This window comes from Moheibacter sediminis, assembly GCF_900176425.1.
Classification (GTDB): Bacteria; Bacteroidota; Bacteroidia; order Flavobacteriales; family Weeksellaceae; genus Moheibacter; species Moheibacter sediminis.
In genome coordinates this window covers 316,195-338,865 of sequence record NZ_FWXS01000003.1, presented here as the reverse complement: position 1 = coordinate 338,865, position 22,671 = coordinate 316,195, and the positions used below count along the sequence as shown (strand labels likewise).

The window sequence follows — 22,671 nt, the reverse complement described above, 5'->3', positions numbered from 1 at the left end:
CACGGCAGGATGCCGCTAAGCGATAGGTTGGTTCTCATAATCTTAGTTTTAACGAATTCCAAACTTAATTAATTATGTTAAGGAAAACAAAAAAAATAGCAGATTATTGTATAAAAAATTAATTGATAAAAATACCTAAATACAGGAAATTCGGCTCCTGAGGATAAATTTGCACTTAAAGTTTCTGCGTATAATAATTAAAGTCCTTCATCACGGTATCGATAAATTCCGCATCACCCCCACGCCCTTCTATTTCCATCACGCTTTCCAATTTCACCCGCAATCGTTTCAGCGTTGCATAATCCTGGTTTTTCCTTGCTATGACAAAGGTATCTTTGATGATTCGTGCATCGTTATCCGTCAATTTAATGACCTGGCTGTACATCGGAATATAGGATTCTCTTATATCTTCCAAAATTGTAATGTCCATCGAGTGTTTTTCAACCAGTTTCAAAACAGTTGTTCCCGCAACTATGTCACCGATTCGTTGTGATTTTTTTGTGCGAATGATAGAAAAAAATGCCACAAAACCACTCATAAACAACATTAAGACTCCCAAGATAGAACCCGTTTCCTGTCCAAAAATGGGAATGAAAAACAAAATCATGAACATTCCCGTCCAGAAATCAACCAAACGAAACGCCCATCTGGTAAAATATTCCGGGAATCCGGCATGGTAGCCATTCAGCTTGACCACCCGGATTTTACAAATCATTTTCCCGACTGTTTGTCCATTGAAAACCGACTCTGTCCAAAGTGAATAAAACAAAACAGGAAAAAGTAAAATGACGTAAATTATTTCCAGAAAAGTATTGAAATCGTAGTAATTATCAGGACTTTGGCTCCAAATCTCTCCACTCAAACCCAGCATAGAAAATGATGTGGAAAGTAACCAAATATAGGCTATGATGACACAGACATCTATTGCAAAAGCAAGGAAACGCCAACCAACTCCAGCATGTTGTATGGTGACATTAACATTAAGTGGTGTTTTAATCTGAATATTTTGCATATTTTTGAAATCCAAACTACCAACAAATTGCGAGAGGCAGCATTTATAAAACAAAATAAAGAAAAATGGTTGGAATTTGAAAAATCATTGTACAGTTCTGGTGAAAAAAAACCGGAACGGCTCGCTGATTTATTCATCCAAATCAACAATGACCTCGCTTACGCACAAACTTATTACCCTAAAAGCAATGTCATCAGATACCTGAATGGGCTTGCTACAACGTCTTACCATAAAATTTACGGACAGAGAAAATCTAAAAAAGGACTTGCCGGATTCTGGGCTTATGAAGTTCCGATGATCATGTTCCAGTACCGCAAATATTTTTATTTTTCATTTGCGCTCTTCTTCTTGATGATTATCATCGGTGTTTTTTCATCCATTTATGAACCGCAATTTGTGCGTTCGATTTTAGGAGACGGCTATGTAAACATGACTGAGGACAACATTCAAAATGGCGACCCATTAGCTGTTTACAACAATACTTCCACTTTTGGTGATTTCAACAGCTTTTTCCTAATCGCCATGAATAATCTCAGAGTCGGATTGATGTCATTTTTGTATGGATTGTTTGGAGGTATCGGTTCCATGTATTTTATGTTAGTCAACGGCGTGATGGTAGGTAGTTTTCAATATATGTTTTTCGAAAAAGGACATTTTTTCCTTTCACTCAGGACAATTTGGATGCATGGAGCGATGGAAATATTTGCAATGTGCATAGAAATCGGAGCCGGAATTTTGATGGGAACTAGTTATATTTTCCCTGGAATTTTAACACGCTGGCAGGCATTTTTCCAAAAAGGAAAAGCAGCTTTGAAAATCGTCATCAGTACCATTCCGTTTACTCTGGCTGCTGCGTTGATTGAAGGATATTTAACCCAATATGCAAACGAAATGCCTATTGTTTTGGCAGGATTTATAGTACTCGGAACTTTTGGATTTATTTCTTGGTATTACCTTATTTATCCGCATTTTGTTTTCCGCAAAAGTCAAAAAGACATTTCCTATCTTTTAAAAGAAGTTGCTTATGAAAAAGATTGAGCTTCTTTTTTTGTTAATGTTAGGGATTTTTTGTTTCTCGCAAGATACGATTGTAGAGACTGTAGATTCTGTCAACGAGAATTATTACGGTCAATACCATCCCGAATATGAAGTTCCTATTCAAGAAAACAGAGAGGAAACTGAATTTCACAATCGTAAATTGAACGAAAATTTCAAGGACGATTATAAAAATGAAAAATTCAATTATGACCGAATTGTAAAAGAAAAACCGCCACGACAAATCAATCCGCCTGCGTTTCAGATTCCGGGAGGAATTTTACAGTTTCTCATGTATGCTGTTTTGCTAATAATAATTTTAATTGCTATTTACTTCATATTTAAAAGTGCAGGCGGGATTTATTTTGGGAAAGAAAAAAGAAACATCAAATATGATGCTTCCGATGAAACAGGCGAAGAAGATTTAGAACAAATTCAGAATAATAATTTTGAATTTTTAATTAATAAAGCAAAATCAGAACAAGATTACAGAAAAGCCATCCGGTATTATTACCTCTGGGTTCTACAGAGATTAACAGACCGAAATCTGATAAAATGGCACAAAGACAAAACCGATTTTGAATATTTGCAGGAATTAAAAAATCATACCCTAAAAGAAGATTTCTACAACAACACATATATTTATGATCATACTTGGTATGGAAATTTCAACTTGAATTCAAAAGAGTTTGAATTGGCAGAATCCATTTTTCAACGAACTTTAAATAAAATCAATTGATAAAGAAACTTGGAAAATACCTGCTTGTATTTTTACTCTTGCTTACTGTCGGATGCAATACTGAACGCCCTGTGGACTGGACGCCAACATTTGATTCTGCACACACCATTCCTTATGGAACTTATGTTTTGCACCGTAAATTGAAAGATTTGTTTCCTGACTCTAAAATCATTGACATCAAACAAAACACTTACGAATATTTGGAAGAAATCCAGTACAATTACGAAAGCGACAGCTATATGGCGATTTACCCCAGTAGTGATTTATTTACGGATGCGGTTTGGGAAAAATTACTTGCTTACGTCAACAGCGGACGTGTTGCGTTTGTTTCTTTGGGAAACAGTAATTATACATTTGAGAAATATCTGGAAGTCAAGTACCATTCGTTCGAGCCTCCAAATTTTGGCGGAAATATAAATGTCAGCTTATCGGTTTTAAATGCTGGTAAAGAAAATTCATATAACTTTCAAAAAGGAGTCGGAACGAATTATTTTTCAGGTTTCAATCCGGAAATAACGGAAGTACTGGGTTACGTAAATTACAAAGGTAAAAAAGAACCCAATTTCATAAAGGTTCATCATGGAAACGGTTATTTTCTGCTTCACACTGAACCTTTTGCATTTACAAATTATTACATGCTTCGCGGTGACAATTACAAATATGCAGCTGATGTTTTGTCTTATATTCCCGATGAAAATATTCTTTGGGACAATCACCGCATCAACCAAAGAGAAAAATCAGGCAACAGCGATGGCGGATTTTTTAGTGCATTGTCATTCATTTTGAAACATCAATCTTTGCGATGGGCATTTTTCATTTTGCTCTCTATGGGAATTTTATTTTTAATTTTCAATTCTAAACGCAGACAGAAAGCTATCAAAATCATTCAGCCTTATCCGAATTATTCGCTGAGTTTTGCACAGACACTTTCTGAATTGTATAAAAATAATGCGGATCACACTGCAATCGTAAAGTATAAAATCAATTATTTTCTGGAACAAATCCGTACGCATTACAATATTTCAGCAAAGGACACAGAGAAAGATTTTTCGGAATTATTAAGTGCCAAATCAGGCGTAGATCTGAAATTATGTAAAAAACTCGCATTGCAAATCGACATATTCAGAAGCAAAAATTATCTGGATAAAGAAGATTTTTTTAAATTACAATCATTAATTCATTCATTTAACCAAAAATCAGGACATTATGGAAGGACTACCGGAAGAAAATAATCCACAACAAAATATGCCTCATAATCCGGCACCAAATCCACCCGAAACTGAAATTCAAAACGAATCCGGACTACAGTTCAGCAACCGTATTGATTTGTCAAAAATCAGAAATGGTGTCAATGAAATTCGTCAGCAGCTTGGAAAAGTAATAGTCGGACAGGAAGAATTTATCGAACTGCTGATTGTCAGTATTTTTGCAAACGGGCATTCTTTGATAGAAGGTGTTCCGGGCGTTGCCAAAACTGTCACTGCAAAATTGCTTGCCCGTACGATGGACATTGGTTTCAGCCGGTTACAATTTACACCGGATATGATGCCTTCGGACATTTTAGGAACTTCGGTCTTTGACATGAAAAATAATGAATTTGAATTCAAAAAAGGACCTGTTTTTTCCAATATAATCTTGATAGATGAAATCAACCGTGCTCCCGCAAAAACTCAGGCTGCTTTGTTTGAAGTGATGGCCGAAAGACAAATCACAATGGATGGTGTGATGTATCCGATGGAATTGCCGTTTTTGGTTTTTGCGACTCAAAATCCTGTCGAACAAGAAGGAACCTACCGTTTACCGGAAGCACAGTTAGACCGGTTTTTATTTAAAATTGAAGTTGGATATCCAACTTTGGAAGAAGAAATTTCAATTCTAGAAGGAAATAATTTCAGGAAAAATGAAGATCCGACAACTTTGGTTTCTTCCGTTTTTAATGCTATAGAAATTGCTGAATTTCAAAGAATCGTACAGGAAGTTTTGGTGGAGTCAAAATTAATTCGATACATCGCTTCGATTGTAAATTCAACCCGAAACAATCCGTTTTTATTTTTGGGTGCTTCTCCGCGTGCTTCTATTTCAATTTTAAATGCAGCAAAAGCAGTTGCAGCGATTCGCGGAAGAGATTTTGTAATTCCTGAAGACATCAAGTTTGTAGCTGTGCCTGCGTTGCGACACAGAATCATCGTGTCTCCCGAAAAGGAAATGGAGGGAATTACATCCGGGCAAATCATCCAGCAAATCATTGAATCCATAGAAATTCCTCGTTAATGAAATTTTTGAAAGAAATATTTCTTAATAAATTCTTTTATTATGCAATGTCCATCATCGCCTTTGGATTTTGTGTGGGATTTTTCTTTCCGATTATGTTCCAAATTTCTCAGTTGGCTTTATTTGGTTTGATTATTTTCACGTTGGTTGATTTTATTTTGCTTTTTTCTGTCAAAAAGACAATTTCGGGAGAGAGAGAGGTCAATGATAAATTGTCAAATTCAGACAAAAATATTGTCAAATTAAAAATTACAAATCATTTTCCATTCAGAATTCGGTTCAATATTTTAGATGAAATTCCTGAACAGTTTCAAATTTTTGATTTCAAAATGAAAGGATTTCTTTCTTCAAAAAAGGAAAGAATTTTGGATTATGATTTGACGCCGCATGAAAGAGGAATTTATAAATTCGGCGATACCAATGTCTTTGTTCTGTCCCCTTTACGGATTTTGCAGAGAAAAGTTATTCTCAAAACTGAAAAACAAATCAAAGTTTATCCGTCTTTTTTAAGATTAAATCAATACAGTTTGAAAAATTTCCGTGCTCATGTTGACGAATTAGGTTCTAAAAAAGTCAGACGAATCGGACACAGTATGGAATTTGAACAAATCAAAAATTATGTTCGTGGCGACGATATCAGAACGATTAATTGGAAATCTACTGCGAAACATAAAAAGCTGATGATCAACCAATATGTAGATGAAAAATCGCAGCAAATCTATTGCGCCATCGACAAAGGGCGCGTAATGAAAATGCCGTTCAATGAATTGACTTTGTTGGATTATGCGGTAAATGCAAGTTTGGTTTTGAGCAATGTTGTGTTGCAGAATCAGGACAGAGCCGGAATTTTCACTTTTTCGGGACAATTGGAAAATCTCGTAAAGGCCGAAAGAAGAACGAATCAATTACAGAAAATATTGGAAAGTTTGTATGGCATTCAAACGAATTTCATGGAAAGTGATTTTGGCAAATTGTATAAAACCATAAAACATAAAATTACCCAACGCGGACTGATAGTGCTTTTTACCAATTTTGAAAGTATGGATGCGCTGCACCGACAATTGCCCTATTTATTGGGAATTAATAAAAATCATTTGCTTTTGGTCGTATTTTTCAGGAATACTGAACTGGAAGATTATCTGGACAAACCGACTGAGAAAGAGAATCCGTACGAAACTTCGATTATTGAAAAATTCATTTACGAGAAAGAACAAATTGTACGTGAGTTGAATAAATATGGAATTCAGACGATCTTGACACGACCGGAAGATTTGAATGTAAACACCATCAATAAATATCTCGAAATCAAATCTAAAGGAATGATTTAGAAATAAAAAAACCTTTGAAGTTTATCGCTTCAAAGGTTTATATTTTTGACTGAACTTTTAATTAGAATTGAACCAATTCAGAAATGTGAGTTGCTTTTTTTATTAACTTATTGTCTTTGTCTAAAAGAAACAATGTCGGTGTAGAAGTGATTCCAAACTCTTTTACGCCGCTCGTATCCCAACGCATGAGTTCAGTATAATTAATCCATTCAAAGTCTTTTGTCGCTTCGTCAAAAGCTGCTTTATCAAAGTCTAAAGAAATACTGATGATTTCACCACCTTCAGCTTTGAAATTTCTGTAATATTCTTTCACGAAAGGCATTTCGTCGTTACAAGCCGGACACCAAGAAGCCCAGAAAATAACGATTTTCTTTTCTGCTTTCACATCATACAAAGATTTAAATCCTTTTACCGGTTGTTTGAATTTCAAATCGGGAACTTTATTTCCAACAACCATATTATTATGAGCAGTTAACGAAGTTTTCAATTCATCCGTAATTTCACAAGTCAAAGCATTTGCCTTGCTGTAATATTTTTCTAATAAAGTACCGAATTGTTCTGCCGGCAAAACTAAGAAAACAGAAGATAATACATTCTGTCCGCGAGGTGTTTCTAAGTCAGTTTTTACCAATAGATCATCAATTGTCGTTTCAATTTTTGAATTGATTTCCTCTTGAGTAGTTGCTCCCATAATTGAATAGCGAAGATAATCCAAAACTAGTTTATACATCAATCCACTGCCCTCAAGGTAATTGTTGTCATTGATTAACTTGCTCAAAATTTTATTAGTATGAACTTCTGCTGCCGGTTTTGCATCGACTTGTGCATTGGCTAAATCATTGGCTTGAACATAATATTTTAGCAAAGATAGTTCGGTCGCAGGGCTTAACTTTTCAATTCGCTTTTCCTCTTTTAACACAGCTTGGTAAAATTCATCTTTTTCTGAATAAACGGTTTTAATCATTGGAAAAACATTCAATTTTAAATCATTAAAGTTCTCAAATGATTGATATTCTAAAAATCCCATTGCTGTTTTACCTTTGAAATATTTAATTTCAGAAAATTGATGATCTTTATACTGTGCTGTAAAATCTACATTTTCATTGTCTGATAAAAAATCTAAAATTGCTCCATCAGAAAGTGTTTGAACGCGTACAATTCCACTATACTTTTCTGGTACTTTTACTGTGAAACTTCCGTTTGCATCAGTTAAAACTTTATTGATTAGTAAATCTGATGGACCTTTAAAAATTCTGATGGTAAGGTTTTGATTTATATAATTATCTATTTTTCCTGTGACAGTAAATTGTGCGTGAGAAAAAAAACTGAGTAACAACACCACAATTGGCAATGTCTTTTTCATATTGTATAAAATTTGAATCAAATATAAAAAGCCCATTCTAAATTGAAAGGGCTTTTTGAAAATATTATTTGTTAATTTAAACTTAATTAAAAGCTTTTCTTTTGCTCCAAATAAAATAAACTCCAATTGTCAAAGCTATTCCCATAAGAAAAAAAACATACTGATCAACGGGTAGACTTGAAGGAGCACCTGGACCCGAATTTTCATGATAATCTGGAGGTGGTGGTACTTGGGCAAAAGATGGATAGAAAGACAATAATAATATTGTCATAGTTAATAAAAACTTTTTCATGGTTAATGAATTATAGGTTATTAAGGTTTTTTCAAAATTGATACCAGATTGGTTTATCTGAGTATCTTTTGAGTTACAGTTTCACCAGTATTAGATTGAATTTTAACAACATAAACACTTGTATTTGGTAAATCAAGAGTAAAATCTACATTGGTTTTTACTCCTTCTTTCTTGAAAATAGATCTTCCTGTCATATCATAAACAGCGATGTCTGCTGATGACCAGGTTTCATTGAAACGAATTTTATGTGTTTCACCATCTTTGTAAACTTCAGTTTTTCCAGCAATTTCATCAGAAACACTCATTCTTTCTGAACCAGCTTCTGGGCCTCCATTCCAATAAACAACATATCTTGAACTTTGTGCTTCTTCAGGTCTTTCTATGTAATAGGAAAAATCAGTTGTAATTGGTAATAATACATCTTGTATTTTATCATAAAAAAAGAAAGAATTTCCATCTACGAAGTTTATATCTTCTGGATTTAGTTTGCTAAAAATATTTTTATAAAATAAATCTGCTTTCACATAGTAAGCACTCATATCACCTTCATTTGTTTGGAAAAACAAAGGAATAGGCTTTGATACATATCGAGGATTAATTGCATTAATCTGCATAATACGATTAGGAGAATTAACTTCAGAACCGTTAGCATTTTCTTGAGAAAGGAAAAATCCTTTTTGGAAATCGTCATAATCTGACTCTAAAGGCTGTGCTATTCCTGACTGAGTTTTAGTATCAACTACGACGTACACAGTATTACCAGTTTGAATATCATCTTCAGTATATAAATTTAATCCTAATTGATAAAATGAAGACCTTGAAGAACTAGAAGATAAAACTAGAGTAGATAAATTAGCTAACCTATCCTCTGCTTCTGCTGATTGATCAGAGCTAAAAAAATCTTCATTTTGATCTAAACCTCTATTGCTAGGACCAGCTCCTCCTGGAAATGCGGGTGTATTCGCAAAAGTTTTAAGACCATCGGTAAAACTAAAAGTTCTGTCATTTCGATCTGCAGCATCATTTAATGCTATATAAAATCCTTCAAAAGGTTTTACAATGAGAGCATTTACATTTCCAGCCCAAGTTGTTCCATTCCATGTGGCTCTTACTTTACCCACTCCTGCAACATCTACACCTGTTGTCTGCCCCCAATCCATTGAGGAAATCTTAACTACACCAGCTAAATCTGTAAAGTACATACCATCACCATTCAATTCGTTTTGTCCTAAGCGAGACAAATCTATATTAGATGTATATGGATTTCCAAATTGAAAATAATATCTACCATAATTATCTTCATTTGCCACTAAATCTCTGATATGTTCTTCTATGTATGTAGAATATTTTTCCCTGTGGCTGTTTAAAGTATTTTTCCATGCTGACCAAGCCGAAGTTGGGTAAATTGACGGTCTGAACGTTACGTTGTAAGCTCCATTGGAAGGAGTTCCACTATATTCAAATAGTCTTTGTCCAAAATCCATCTCAGTCATAAGATGGCTATCATTGGTAAGGTTTAGAATCACATAATCAGTAGGTTCAATGGCAATATTTGCAAATTTATGGTCATATTCAGGACGTGTAATGTTATCCCAAACCATAAAAGATGAAACATATCTATTTGCACCACTATATGTGCCTCCGAATAGAGTTGAGTAAGCCTCACCAACATTGGCAAATCTGTAAGGAATCGCAAACTGGCCCCAAGAAAAATCATCTTGATTTATTGATTGCTTTTCCATCGTTAACCTGTTCAGGTTAGCACTGACAACTGTAGGATTTGTAGTAGCTATGATTACTTGGCCGTAGTTTTCAGTAATTTCATCGTACGTACTTACAAAGTTTTTTCCGTCAGCCACTTCGTTAACAAAAGCTCCATTGATTTTGATGTTCCCATCATTTACAATAACCCTATCATCTGAAGCTGCTGCTTTTACATTAAAGCTTCCACCGTGATAAAATAAAGTTCCTGGCTGTACCTTAACTTTAGCATTTCCAGTCACAAAGGTGTTCTGAGAAAGCAACGTGCCGGACAAAAGCCCCACACATAAAAAAGGTAAATAATACTTTTTCATAAATTTTTAATTTTAGGTTGTGGTTTCAAATTGTAGAGTTGGTATTCAACAATATGAGCGACAAAGGTATAAATTATTTGAATAAATAAACATAAAAAAATGCATTAAATTATTTATTAATCAACAAAAAAATGAACAACTATGATTTGCGTTCTTGAATTTCTTCTTTTGACAGTATATATTTTTTTGGAAGTTCATCCATTTTGTACATCAAATCAGTGAAAATTTCTTCTGTAACAGAACGCAATCCTCTAGCACCCAGCCCCAATTCATCAGCTTTTTCAACGATGTAATCCAAAGCATCTTCCTTTATTTCCAATTTAATCCCATCGATTTCAAACAATTTTTCATATTGTTTCATCAATGCATTTTTAGGCTCTGTAAGGATTCGTTTCATCGCAGTTTTATCCAAAGGAGTCAAATTAGCGATGACCGGCAGACGACCAATCAGCTCAGGAATTAAACCAAATGCTTTCAAGTCCATTGCATTCACTTCATTGAGAATGTCCTCCGAATGTTTTCTTACTTCTTCGTTTCTATAACCAATTGAATGCGTGTTCAAACGGTTTGCGATGTGTTTTTCTATTCCGGAAAATGCACCTCCAGCAATGAAAAGAATGTCTTTGGTATTGACTTCCACGAATTTCTGATCCGGATGTTTTCTACCTCCTTTTGGTGGAACATTTACCACAGTTCCTTCCAGAATTTTAAGCATTGCTTGTTGAACACCTTCTCCGGACACATCTCTTGTAATAGAAGGATTGTCACTTTTTCTGGCAATTTTATCAATTTCATCTATGAAGACGATTCCTTTTTCAGCCAAAGCAACATCATAATTGGCATCTTGCAAAAGCCTTGTCAAAATACTTTCTACATCCTCCCCAACATATCCGGCTTCTGTCAAAACCGTTGCATCAACAATTGCAAACGGAACATTTAACATTCTCGCAATCGTTTTTGCAAGCAAAGTTTTCCCGCTCCCTGTTTCTCCTACCAAAACGACATTGGATTTGTCGATTTCAACTTCATTTTCATTTAAAGTCGGATTGAGAATTCTTTTATAATGGTTATAAACCGCAACTGACATGATTTTTTTTGCATAATCTTGTCCTATAATGTAATCATCGAGAAATTTTTTGATTTCTTTTGGCGATTTTGCCGGAAGCGGATTGACTAAATTTTTAGAATTTTTGAAAGAAACTTCTTCCTGTACGATTCCATGTGCCTGCTCTATGCACTGGTCACAGATATGACCGTCAATGCCTGCAACCAATAAATTCACCTCACTTTTGCTTCTCCCGCAAAAGGAACATTTGCTTTCTTCCAATTTATTTTTCATTTAAAAACGGGTGCAAAGTTACTAAGATTTAACGAATTCTTTCTTCAGTTTTTGTGGAATGATTTTCAGCCATTCCTTATCATTTAATAAAAATCCGTACGACAATATAATGATGGTTTCAAATTTCCACAAACCAAATTGGTAAAACATAATTAAATGAACCATGATTCCTAAAAAAATGGTGACGTATCTTGTTTTCTTCCAAATAATCAATGGAATAAATGTCAATTGCTGCGCTATAATTAAGAAGGAAATTATTTTAGAAAAATTTCCATTTGAAATGATGGGATAAAAAACTGAATCTTCAAACCCCGAAAATTGTGAAAAACTATAAAATGGTGCAAATCCATTTTGCCAATCAGCATCCATCGATTTGTAAAATCCATTACTCAGATAAATCAAAAACAAATGCAGAATAACCGACCAAACTGCCAGTTTTGAAATGTAATTCCAAATGCTATTTTTATGAATTTTACTTTTTTGAACGGAATAAAATTTAAAACTATCCGAAAAAATAAAATACAACAACATGAATTTCAGTATTGTATCTCCCCAATTCAAAATATAAGGAGAAATTAAAAGCATGATAAAATGAAAAATGAAAACCAAAAAAGAGGTAATGTTTTTACCAATTCCCAAAATGAATAAAACCAAAACCAATCCGTAACTGATAAAAAACGGAACGTAATGAGTCCTTATAAATGAAATGAAATTTCCAGCTTCGGGATAGTTTGTCAATTCAGAATTGAACAAAAATTTCCCCGATGAAAATGTGAAAATCAAATCCACCAACAAAACCAATCCAATCAATATTCTGAATATCGACGGATAAATCGTTCGTGGTTCATTCCAGAATTCTTTCATCATGGATTTTGTGAATTTGGAAAAGCATAATTCGTTTTATAAAAAACCATATCACCTAAAATATAAGTATAATCACCTTTGTAATTTGGATTAAAAGGCAAAATCATCGGTTTCCGAAAAACAGAAATGAAAACGCTGTCAGCTTCTAAAGACGGATTTTCTTCTTTGTATAATTTTGAAAAAATTCGAATGTTTTGGGTAATGGATTTTAATTTTTCATCCTTATTAATTACATCCTCAAAATTTTCGTTCAAAGAACCATAGACTTTGGCGTATTGATTTTTCTGAAAAACCAAATCGAGCTGATAAATTTGTTCGAAATAATGTCTTGATTTATTGGTCGAAGTTTTATTTTGAAGTAAACCTTTTTCAAATTCTGAATCTAAATATTTCTGAAGAGAAATGGTTTTAACTGAATTGCCATTTTTGAAAAATTCATATGAAACATCAAAATTTGTTTTAGTCATTGGCGTAAACATGCTGTAACCAAATGGCATAAAACAACTTAGAGAAGTCTTTCGGAATTCATTTCGGTATTCCCCAGAAAAAAGGGCTACTCCAAACACCGTCACCCAATAAAGGATAAAAAGTGTGAAAAGTAGCCCTTTCGGTTTCATTTATAAATTATTTTACGCTCTTGGCAACAAAACTTCGTCCACCATTCCGTATTCTTTTGCTTCGCTTGAAGTCATCCAATAGTCACGTTCGGAATCCTTGTAAACTTTATCATAAGATTGCCCTGAATGACTCGAAATGATTTGATACAATTCTTCTTTTAATTTTAAAATTTCTTTTAAATTAATCTCCATATCAGTCGAAACACCTTGGAAACCGCCAGAAGGTTGGTGGATCATCACCCTTGAATGCTTCAAAGCAGAACGTTTGCCCGGAGCACCTGCACACAGCAAAACTGCGCCCATAGAAGCCGCCATTCCTGTACAGATCGTTGCTACTTCAGGTTTTACCAACTGCATTGTATCGTAAATCCCCAATCCGGCATAAACACTACCTCCTGGTGAATTGATGTAAATTTGGATATCTTTTGAAGCGTCAACACTTTCCAAAAACAACAACTGTGCTTGGATGATATTGGCAATTTCGTCATTTACACCTGTCCCCATAAAGATGATTCTGTCCATCATCAATCGAGAAAAAACGTCCATCTGAGCTACATTCAGCTTACGTTCCTCAACGATGTAGGGTGTCATGTTTTGCACATAACTATCAACATTAAGGCTGCTAATGCCTTCATGTTTTACTGCATATTTTTTAAATTCTTCTCCGTGGTTCATAAATTTGATTTAATTAATGTTCATGATCGTGGTCGTGCGAATGGTTGTGTTTTTTCGCTTTTTCTGTAACCACCTCGATGAACTCATCAAATGTAATACCTTTTTCTTTTACTGACACATTGTCCTTAAAAACGTTCAACATTTTGTCAGCAAAAACCTGATCCGCGATGCGCTGGTATTCCTGCTGATTCCCTAATGAACTTTGAACGATGTTATCCAAATCTTCGTCAGGAATGTTGCTTTGACCATACATTGCAAACTGTTCTTTGATGATCTTTTTAGTTGTATCCTGAACGTCTTCGTGTGTAACTTTCAAGTCATAAACCTGTGCGATTTTCGCTTCAATCAACTGGTAACGAAGACTTTCTTCCATCTTTTTAACTTCTTCCGCTGCTTGTTCTACGCTTTCAATTTTTTCATTTGAAAAGTCTAACCAACGCGCCAAAAAGTCATTTGGTAAATCAAACTTAGTGTCTTTGATTAATTCTTCCACTACATCATTCATCAATTGTTTATCCGTTTCGCGAACGTACATTTTTTCAGATTCTTCTTTGATTTTCTGACGGAAATCTTCTTCAGTCGTTACAATTCCTTCACCATAAACTTTATCAAAAAGCTCTTGGTTCATTTCTGCTTTTTCTGTTTTGGTAATTTCTTTAATTGTCAATAAAATCTCTCCATCAAAATCAGCCAATTCCTCAGCAGATTTTTCTAATATTTGTTCCAAGTTTGTATTGTCTTCGTACAAATCTTTAGATTTCGCTTTAATGACATCACCTACTTTTTTACCGATGAATTTTTTCTGGTTTGCCAATTCATCTGAAAAAAGGAAGGTTTCCTTTTCTACATCACCAGCTTTCAATTCAACTTTGATATTTGAACCTTCTTCTACTGTATCCAATGGTCTCAAAGTCCCAAAACGCTGTGAAAAATTGTCCACATATTTCTGAACTTCTTCTTCCGTTACATTGACTTTGTATCCTGTCGTTGCAATTTTTGACAAATCAATATCAAATTCAGGTGCCATTCCCAATTCAAATTCAAAAACCAACTGATCGGCATCCCAATCGATACTGTCTTGCTGTTTTGGAAGTGGATTTCCTAAAATTGAAATTTGTTCTTTTTGGATGTAATCGTTGATTCCGTTTTGCAACAATTGATTCACCTCTTCGAAAATCATGTTCTTTTCAAATTGTTTTCTCACGAAACTCATCGGCACCTGCCCTTTTCTGAATCCTTTTATAGTTGCAGTTTTACGATAATTCTCTAACGCCTTTTCTACTTTTTCTTTGTAGTCTTCTTTTTCTATGCTTATTGTAAGCACTGCATTTAAGTCATCAATGCTGTTGCGGGTAATGTTCATTTTTCTAAAAAATTTTGGTCTGCAAAGGTATGTATTTTTTTGAGTTTGAATAATAAGAATCTATTACTCATTTTATTATTGGATTAGATTTAGGATTTGACATCTATTTATATATTTACAGAATTAACCTTATTGTATGAAATTAGTTTCAATTTTAGCTGTTGTTTTCATCCATCAATTTACTTATTCCCAAGACAAATTAAAATGGGGAATTTTCTCTCAAGATGAATTAGGATTAAAATCTGTTTCATTTGAACCTGATGCAGAAGCTGTCATCCTAAACGAACAAGCTATTCTCACTGTAACAAATAATGGATATGAACTGGAAGAGCATTCACGTATAAAAATTCTTTCTGTTGGTGGATATGATGCAGCTCAAAAAAAATGGACTTACCCAAGTGATAATGCATATAATAAGGTGATTTTTGAAAAAGGACAAACTATTAATATTGTAGATGGTAAAGAAATAATATCAGAAATACAGAAAAAAGACATTTTCATTACAAAAGTTGATAATGAAACAGAAGAATTGTCGGTTGCATTTCCTAACGTATCTGTAGGATCTATAATTGAATATAAAATCAAAATCAAAAAACCTTACAATCTTTACAGCAGCCCATGGAGATTCCAAAATAACTATCCAACTCTATTATCAAAATTGAACCTAAAAAATACGGGCTATGCAGAATACAAAATAATTTTATCCGGAGAAAATCTCGCTAAAAAATACAAAGGTAAAAAAGGCAGGAAGGAATGGGAGTTACAAAATATCCCCAGCATAAACACCTATACAATGATTTATAATGTAGAAGACTATAGGGATAGGATTTCTCTTCAATATACGTCTGCTCGCCTAAATCATGGAACTTATTACTCTGCAAACAATTGGAAAGGATTCAAATCCTTAGTCAATAAAGATGTTCAAAAAAGCACAAAAAGTGTTGACTTTAAAGAAATTGCCGGTAATATTAAAAATGGAAAAAATGAGTTAGAAACTTTATCAAATTGTATTCAGTACATACAAGATAAGTATAAATGGAATGAATATTATTCAGTTATACCGGAAAATCTTAAAGAAAATTTATTTAGAAGTAAATCGGGCACTACAGCAGATTTAAATGTCTTACTAAATGGAATTCTTAATGCAAAAAACATTGAGAATGAACTTGTCATAAACAGCAATAGAAATAATGGAAGATTAATTACAGCCTATCCTTCCTTTTCAAAAATTCAAAATCTTATAAATGTTGTAACCCTAAATGGACAGCAATATCTTATTGATGCCGCAAATTCTGATCCTACCAATGTTAAATTTCTTGACTTAAAACATTTCAATGTTATAACTGCGAAATTAAACACAAGTGCTGATATGTTTATACAGATAAATCCTACTGTCTCAGAGTTTATATCACGTCAGATGTTTGAAATTAAACCTGAAAAAATTGAACTAAAAATTAAAAATCAATACAATGGCTATTTCAATGCCGACTTCATTGATTCCTATTTTATAAATTTAGGAAATTTAAAGTTTGAGGGTAAAATTGATACTTTAGAAGAATGGAAAATAAAAAACAAAGTTTATGAATCTGACAATAATTCAGATTTTTATACATTCGAAAATCCATTCCTAAAACTTATAAAAGAATTAAAAGCTGAAGAAAATAGAATTTATCCCATTGAAATTAATTTCCCTTTTCACAATATCATTCAACTTAAAATTAAAATCCCGGAAAATTATCAGCTTATCGCACAAGACTTTAATTATGAAATAAAAGGACTTGAAGATCAATTCATATATAATCAAAATGTGATTGTTACTGACAAAGAAGCAACGTTAACTTGGCAGTTTTTAATCAATAAAAGCTATTTCAATAAAAATGAAGTTAAAGACTATATAGATTTGTTCAGTAAAATAGATTTACACATTCATAAAACGGCAATTATTAAAAAGAATAAATAATCTATTTTTGTAATTCAAAAAAATCAAAAAATGAGCTTAGAAACGAAAATAATGGACCAAATGAAAGATGCAATGAAAAGCAAAAATACAATTGCTTTGGAAGCGCTTCGTGCCATGAAATCAGAAATACTATTATTGAAAACGTCAGGTGGAGACGGCTCTGTTTCCGAATCGCAGGAAATCGCATTATTGCAGAAGCTTATCAAACAAAGAAAAGAAGCTGCCGAACAATTCACTGCCAACAGCAGAAATGAATTGGCTGAAAAAGAATTGGCGCAAGCCGAAGTCATTCAAGGATTTTTGCCACAGCAACTTTCATCAGAAGAATTAGAAGCTAAAATCAAAGAAATCATCGCCGAAACCGGCGCAACATCTGCCAAGGATATGGGCAAAGTGATGGGCGCTGCTTCTGCTCAATTAGCAGGTAAAGCCGAAGGAAAATTAGTCGCTGAAACTGTAAAAAAATTGTTAGGTTAATATTATTTTGAACATATAGTTTACCTGAAATTTATAAAACACTAAAAACCAAACACTTTCATCCTAAAAAAATGAAGGTGTTTTTTGTTTCAAATACTAATTTTAAATTCAAGTTCTTAAAAAAATTAACATTTTCAATATTTTTAACAAAAAATTAACCGATTCTCGAAACTGTTTTTGACAAAGCGTTTCGGGGTGGTTTTCCTCTCAAAATAGCTCCTTGAATTGATAACGTGAAATTTAAATTTGATTCGACCTTACCTTTGCCTCGCAATCAAAAATAAAAAGAAGATGAAATCAGTATTAACTTTTTTATTGCTTATTGGATTTATCGGTTTAGGAGGAGCAGGTTTATATAACGGTGCAACTTGGTTATCAGGAAGCGGAAAAGCTTCTTTTTACGGCGATAAATTTCATGGTAAAAAAACAGCAAGCGGAGAAACTTATGACATGCACGACATGACTGCCGCACACAAAACACTTCCTTTCGGAACAAAAGTTAAAATAACCAACGCCAATAACGGTAAATCTGTAGTAGTTGAAGTAAATGACAGAGGACCTTTTGTAAAGTCTCGTCAATTCGACTTAAGCAAAGCCGCATTTTCTGAAATAGGAAATATCGACAAAGGGGTAATGCCCATAGATTACGAAGTGGTTAATTAATGATAAAATTATCAAGAATTGTTTAGAGCATCCTCAACGGGATGCTTTTTTTATGGAGTTAATTCACTAATTTTATGACTTTCTAAAAATCGCTTTATCGAACCCTTATTTTACTCAGTCACGGGATTATTAATCCTACTAACCTTTCTTCCACTAATCAAATCTCCAAAATGGTACATCAGAATTTGGGATTACCCAAGATTTCAGATGTTCGGACTTGTTCTATTGGCAATTGTAATTTCATTTATGTTGATTGATTTTGAGAATGTGGTCAATCTCATCTGCCTCATTTTACTTTTCGTATCCTTGATTTATATAGGCTGGATTGTTTTTCCTTACAGTATTTTTTCAAAAAAAATGGTTGAATTGGATCCTTCCAAAAGTCCTTCACACAAAATAAAACTCCTTACCATCAATGTTTACCAACACAATGATCGTTATACACAAACGCTTCAATGTATTTTCAAGTCTAATCCGGATGTAGTTTTTCTCTTAGAAACCAATCAGGATTGGAAAGATTCAGTTCAAAGTGTAAAAGAAAAATATCCTTATTTCATAGAAATTCCCAAAGAAAACACCTACGGATTGCTCTTTTATTCCAAATTTCCAATTGAAAAACAAGAAATCAATTATTTAATCGATGATGAAATCCCATCCATCATTGTAGATATAAATGCAAACGGAAAAATGGTGAGATTGTACGGAATTCATCCAACGCCGCCCGTTCCACAGGAAAATCCGGAAAGCACTGACCGAGATGCGGAAATACTCATCATGGGGAAAAAGTCAAAAGAATATGAAGGACCGTCAATCGTTTTCGGAGATTTGAACGATGTCGCCTGGAGCCATACCACACGCTTGTTTTTGAGAATCAGCGGCATGCTTGATCCTCGAATCGGACGCGGAATGTACAGCACTTTCCATGCGAAATATGCACTTTTTCGCTGGCCGCTTGATCACTTTTTTGTGAGCAGTCATTTCAGATTGTTGGATTTAAGGGTAGAGCAAGGTGTTGGTTCTGACCATTTTCCAATCAGTGTTTCGCTTTCCATAAAAGACGAGGATAAGGAAAAAGAATTAGAAGCAAGTTCTGAAGATCACGAAGAAGTGAAAGAAATCATTGAAGAAGCAAAAAACTAATAATAAAATATTCTTCACTAAGTCGTGATAAGTTCAAAAGGAAATGAAATCCCTTTGTCATTCCGAACGAAATGAGGAATTTTCAAAATTTAATGGATTGATTATTAATTTGATTTAAGCTTTTAATTCAAAAAATGAAAAATTGACATTGCCGTATTTCCTGGTTTGAATGAAATTGGGATGTCCTTCAAATTTATGGCTTTTAGAATGCTCTACAACCATCTGTCCCTCCTGTTTTAACCATTCATTTTCAATCGTTAAATCAATTAATTTCAAATAATCTTCCGTCTCAAACGAAAACGGCGGATCAGCAAAAACCACATCAAAGCTTCCTTGTGTATTTCTTTTTAAGAATTGAAAAACGTCATATTTATGAATTGAAACCCTGTCTTCGATTTTTAATTCTTTGACCGTTTCTGCCAAAAATTTGATACAACCGGTATCTTGATCCACAGAAACCACTCGTTGCGAACCACGTGAAGCAAACTCCAGTGAAATACTTCCGATGCCTGAAAACAAATCCAGTACCGAAATTTCATCTAAGTAAAATTGATTGTTCAACACATTGAACAAAGCTTCCTTTGCAAAATCTGTCGTGGGACGAACCGGTAAATTTGCCGGGGCATTTATTCTTTTTCCTCTGAAACTTCCGGAGATGATGCGCATTTTATTAAATTAAGGAGTGTATAATTTTCAAGAAATTCTTCATTTTTAATTGCCGGAGAAACATAACGGATGTACTTTTTCAAAGTTTGGTAAACAGAAGTGCCTGGCAGCAACTTCCCATAACATTTGAGTTCAATTTTATTGGCATCCAAGTCCAATTGTTCCAATGCAAAAAGAGTATAAAATAAAATATCTTCGTCAGACTGGACTTCAAATAAATTATAAAATAAAATTCCCTTTTCGTTTGTAATTACAACTTCAAGCTGATTCTGATAATGATTTAGATGAAGTTCCGATTGTTTAGAAAACAAAATTGAATTCAGAAAAACCTGGCCTGAATGATGAAAATTAATCTTTCCGTACAATTCATTCAATTTATCCAAAACCAACTGGCTAGTTCCATAAACAAATGCACTTTCATATTTTGTCTGGTTTTTTAAAATGGCATTGTTTTCAAATTCAGCTTCACTCAAATTCAACAAAACTTCACTTGAAATATTAGAATAGGAATCTGGAATCAAATTAAAAAAAGAAGAAACAAAAGCGGTTGAAACATTTTCATAATTCCTTCTCAATCTGAGGTTTATTTCTAATTCTTTGATGACTTCAATTTCCCAACGGTTACTGTGCGTCACTTTGAAATGAGAAACTTTTCCCTGATTTCCATTTTCATCATAAGCACAAAAAGAAAATCCTTCCTTGTGAAAAAGAAGCGATAAAGAATTGATGGTATTTGTAGAACTATGCAAAAGAATCTATTGATTTTGAATGTGTAAAGATAAAAGTTTCTGATTGAATATTAAACCTTAATAATTTTGGCTAAATAATTTGTATTTTATTTTACAAATAACTGAAGTTTAATGAATTATACTATTACAAATAAAATTCAAAGGTTCAACAAAACTTTCAGATTTTATTGGATGAGATTTGAATCCGAACAAATCATTAAAATATTTAGTTATGAAAAAGTCAAGAATCATTTTACCCGTTGCCTTTTTATTTATAATGTTTAGCTGTGAACAAAGAGGTGGTTATGAAGAAAGCGGTTATTCAGGAGGTGAACCAGCCGTCGAAAGTATTTCCATAGACTCAGCCGCAGGCAACTCTGAAATACCGCTCTCCTCTACAGTTGCAACATACCAAGATCCCGAACGTAAATTTATACGAACAGCAGATTTGTCGATGGAAGTTGAAAATGTTTATAAATCAACAACCACAATCGAAAAAAATCTTGCTGAAATCGGCGGTTTTGTCACTCAAAGCAATTTAACGAGTAACATTATTTCGACTGAGACCTTTGCAGTTGATACTGATAGTGCGAAAGAAGTAAAAAAATATTCTGTTCAAAATTCAATGACGGTCCGTGTTCCACAAATGCAATTGGGTAATTTTTTGAATTCATTGAGCAGCGAGATGAAGTTTCTTAATTTCAGAAATATCGCTGCGGAAGATGTCAGTCTAAGTTTCATCATGTCTGGACTGGAAAAAGGAAGACTGGATAAAACTTCAGGGAAACTAGATAAAATCACCGATGAGTCGGGTAGAATTTCTGACAAACAAAACATTGTCAATGACGTAGATGAAAAGCAGTCGCAAATTAATCATCATAAAATTTCAACTATGAAAATGAAAGATAATGTTGCTTACAGTTCGGTAACGTTATTTTTGACTGAAAAAGAAAAAATCGCTGAGACGATGATCATTAATCCTAAAAGTTACGACCAAAAATACAGAACAGGTTTTTGGTACAGAGCCGAAAATTCCATTCAGGACGGATTTTATTTCTCTCAAACACTTTTAGTAGGATTACTCTATCTGTGGCCTTTATGGATTTTCGCTTGTCTTTTATTTGTTGGAATAAAATGGTACAACAAAAAAATGCGCATGTCTTAAACTGCTTTAACTACCTATCATCCAAATCCTTGAGAGTTTTCACCTTTCGGGGATTGTTTTTTGCAGGAAATTTGTAGTTTTGAAAAACAAATGAATTGATTTGAAAACTATCGCAGTCATCCCCGCCCGCTACGCATCAACACGTTTTCCTGCAAAGCTAATGGCAATGTTGGGCGGAAAAACGGTCATACGAACCACTTATGAAAATACAGTAAAAACAAATTTGTTTGATGATGTTTTTGTGGTAACAGATTCTGAAATCATCTTTGATGAAATTTCCAAAAACGGCGGCAAAGCCATCATGAGCAAATCTACTCATGAAACCGGAAGTGACCGCATTGCAGAAGCAATTCAGGATATAGATTGCGATATCGTGATTAATGTGCAAGGTGATGAACCTTTTGTTCGAGGTGAAGCTTTGGGGAAATTAATCAATGTTTACAAAGATGATTTAAATGCAGAAATTTCGTTGGCAACACTTGCGCAGGAAATTTTTGATATTGATGAAATTAATAATCCTAACTGTGTAAAAGCCATTTGGGACAATAATCATTTTGCGCTTTATTTCTCACGAAGCCCGATTCCTTATCCGCGCGAAACTGATTTCAGCGCGCGTTATTTCCGACATATCGGCATCTATGCATTTCGCAGAGAAGCTTTATTGAATTTTTCCAAACTACCGATGCTTCAAAATGAAAAAGCAGAAAAATTGGAACAACTTCGTTATCTCGAATACGGTATGAAAATAAAAGTTTTGGAAACTGGTCCTATGGGAATCGGCATTGATACTGAGGAAGATTTGAGAAAGGCTAATCATTATCTTGATGAAATTTCAAAAAGAAATTAGTTAAAAATGAAAAAAAACCGGTAAACAATGTGATTACCGGCTTAACAATTAT

General features: G+C 33.8%; 22 protein-coding genes. 11 read left to right on the top strand and 11 right to left on the bottom strand.

The window, feature by feature from the left end; all coding sequences use genetic code 11:
- Positions 1–175: 175 nt before the first annotated feature.
- Positions 176–1,012 carry an RDD family protein gene (locus tag B8977_RS06715; protein WP_084016908.1) on the bottom strand — a complete coding sequence of 279 codons (837 nt, stop codon included), beginning with the start codon at positions 1,010–1,012 and terminating at the stop codon, positions 176–178.
- Here B8977_RS06715 and B8977_RS06710 point away from each other — a divergent pair.
- Genes B8977_RS06710 through B8977_RS06690 form a run of 5 tightly spaced genes read left to right on the top strand, consistent with a single transcriptional unit; the run spans position 1,007 to position 6,385 of the window.
- Positions 1,007–2,050, top strand: a complete 1,044-nt coding sequence (locus B8977_RS06710; protein WP_245828474.1) for a stage II sporulation protein M — start codon at positions 1,007–1,009, stop codon at positions 2,048–2,050. The genes B8977_RS06715 and B8977_RS06710 overlap by 6 nt on opposite strands.
- A complete protein-coding gene (locus B8977_RS06705; protein ID WP_084016907.1) occupies positions 2,037–2,786 on the top strand; it encodes a hypothetical protein in 750 nt (249 codons plus the stop codon). The genes B8977_RS06710 and B8977_RS06705 overlap by 14 nt, the downstream gene beginning before the upstream one ends.
- The gene (locus B8977_RS06700; protein ID WP_084016906.1) at positions 2,783–4,018 is read left to right on the top strand and encodes a hypothetical protein; all 1,236 of its coding nucleotides are present in this window, start codon (positions 2,783–2,785) and stop codon (positions 4,016–4,018) included. Before B8977_RS06705 ends, B8977_RS06700 begins: the two co-directional genes overlap by 4 nt.
- A 13-nt stretch (positions 4,019–4,031) precedes the next feature.
- Positions 4,032–5,057 (top strand): AAA family ATPase, encoded by a 1,026-nt coding sequence (locus B8977_RS06695; RefSeq protein WP_143736363.1) that lies wholly within the window; start codon positions 4,032–4,034, stop codon positions 5,055–5,057.
- Entirely contained in the window at positions 5,057–6,385 is a 1,329-nt protein-coding gene (locus B8977_RS06690) for a DUF58 domain-containing protein (RefSeq protein WP_084016904.1), read from the top strand. Before B8977_RS06695 ends, B8977_RS06690 begins: the two co-directional genes overlap by 1 nt.
- Positions 6,386–6,446: 61 nt before the next feature.
- Here the strand turns inward: B8977_RS06690 and B8977_RS06685 are convergent, their stop codons facing one another.
- The 8 genes from B8977_RS06685 to tig form a co-directional block, all read right to left on the bottom strand.
- Positions 6,447–7,748 (bottom strand): TlpA family protein disulfide reductase, encoded by a 1,302-nt coding sequence (locus B8977_RS06685; RefSeq protein ID WP_159447463.1) that lies wholly within the window; start codon positions 7,746–7,748, stop codon positions 6,447–6,449.
- Between the two features lie 82 nt (positions 7,749–7,830).
- Positions 7,831–8,040, bottom strand: a complete 210-nt coding sequence (locus tag B8977_RS06680; protein ID WP_084016902.1) for a hypothetical protein — start codon at positions 8,038–8,040, stop codon at positions 7,831–7,833.
- 53 nt (positions 8,041–8,093) lie between these two features.
- A complete protein-coding gene (locus tag B8977_RS06675) occupies positions 8,094–10,115 on the bottom strand; it encodes a T9SS type A sorting domain-containing protein (RefSeq protein WP_084016901.1) in 2,022 nt (673 codons plus the stop codon).
- Positions 10,116–10,254: 139 nt separating this feature from the next.
- Positions 10,255–11,454, bottom strand: a complete 1,200-nt coding sequence (gene clpX / locus B8977_RS06670) for an ATP-dependent Clp protease ATP-binding subunit ClpX (RefSeq protein ID WP_084016900.1) — start codon at positions 11,452–11,454, stop codon at positions 10,255–10,257.
- 21 nt (positions 11,455–11,475) lie between these two features.
- Complete coding sequence (locus tag B8977_RS06665; protein ID WP_084016899.1) at positions 11,476–12,321, bottom strand: hypothetical protein; 846 nt, start codon at positions 12,319–12,321, stop codon at positions 11,476–11,478.
- The gene (locus tag B8977_RS06660; RefSeq protein ID WP_084016898.1) at positions 12,318–12,935 is read right to left on the bottom strand and encodes a hypothetical protein; all 618 of its coding nucleotides are present in this window, start codon (positions 12,933–12,935) and stop codon (positions 12,318–12,320) included. Before B8977_RS06660 ends, B8977_RS06665 begins: the two co-directional genes overlap by 4 nt.
- A 12-nt stretch (positions 12,936–12,947) precedes the next feature.
- The gene (locus tag B8977_RS06655; RefSeq protein ID WP_084016897.1) at positions 12,948–13,610 is read right to left on the bottom strand and encodes an ATP-dependent Clp protease proteolytic subunit; all 663 of its coding nucleotides are present in this window, start codon (positions 13,608–13,610) and stop codon (positions 12,948–12,950) included.
- 13 nt (positions 13,611–13,623) lie between these two features.
- On the bottom strand, positions 13,624–14,973 hold the full coding sequence (gene tig, locus B8977_RS06650) for a trigger factor (protein ID WP_084016896.1): 1,350 nt from the start codon (positions 14,971–14,973) through the stop codon (positions 13,624–13,626).
- A 136-nt stretch (positions 14,974–15,109) separates the two neighbouring features.
- Here tig and B8977_RS06645 point away from each other — a divergent pair, with 136 nt between their 5' ends.
- The 4 genes from B8977_RS06645 (at position 15,110) to B8977_RS06630 (ending at position 19,213) form a co-directional block, all read left to right on the top strand.
- Positions 15,110–16,933: a DUF3857 domain-containing protein gene (locus B8977_RS06645; protein ID WP_084016895.1), complete on the top strand. Its 1,824-nt coding sequence runs from the start codon at positions 15,110–15,112 to the stop codon at positions 16,931–16,933.
- A gap of 30 nt (positions 16,934–16,963) precedes the next feature.
- Complete coding sequence (locus B8977_RS06640) at positions 16,964–17,410, top strand: GatB/YqeY domain-containing protein (protein WP_084016894.1); 447 nt, start codon at positions 16,964–16,966, stop codon at positions 17,408–17,410.
- 291 nt (positions 17,411–17,701) lie between these two features.
- Positions 17,702–18,073: a septal ring lytic transglycosylase RlpA family protein gene (locus tag B8977_RS06635; protein WP_084016893.1), complete on the top strand. Its 372-nt coding sequence runs from the start codon at positions 17,702–17,704 to the stop codon at positions 18,071–18,073.
- 207 nt (positions 18,074–18,280) lie between these two features.
- Positions 18,281–19,213, top strand: a complete 933-nt coding sequence (locus tag B8977_RS06630; RefSeq protein ID WP_245828471.1) for an endonuclease/exonuclease/phosphatase family protein — start codon at positions 18,281–18,283, stop codon at positions 19,211–19,213.
- A 114-nt stretch (positions 19,214–19,327) separates the two neighbouring features.
- Here B8977_RS06630 and rsmD read toward each other — a convergent pair whose 3' ends face one another.
- Together rsmD and B8977_RS06620 are read right to left on the bottom strand one after the other, a co-directional pair.
- Positions 19,328–19,879, bottom strand: coding sequence for a 16S rRNA (guanine(966)-N(2))-methyltransferase RsmD (gene rsmD / locus B8977_RS06625; protein WP_084016891.1), 552 nt, complete (start codon positions 19,877–19,879; stop codon positions 19,328–19,330).
- Positions 19,840–20,628, bottom strand: coding sequence for a DUF3822 family protein (locus B8977_RS06620; RefSeq protein ID WP_159447462.1), 789 nt, complete (start codon positions 20,626–20,628; stop codon positions 19,840–19,842). Before B8977_RS06620 ends, rsmD begins: the two co-directional genes overlap by 40 nt.
- Positions 20,629–20,839: 211 nt before the next feature.
- Here B8977_RS06620 and B8977_RS06615 point away from each other — a divergent pair, with 211 nt between their 5' ends.
- Complete coding sequence (locus tag B8977_RS06615; RefSeq protein ID WP_084016889.1) at positions 20,840–21,772, top strand: DUF4349 domain-containing protein; 933 nt, start codon at positions 20,840–20,842, stop codon at positions 21,770–21,772.
- A 100-nt stretch (positions 21,773–21,872) separates the two neighbouring features.
- A complete protein-coding gene (gene kdsB, locus B8977_RS06610) occupies positions 21,873–22,619 on the top strand; it encodes a 3-deoxy-manno-octulosonate cytidylyltransferase (RefSeq protein WP_084016888.1) in 747 nt (248 codons plus the stop codon).
- Positions 22,620–22,671: the final 52 nt, after the last annotated feature.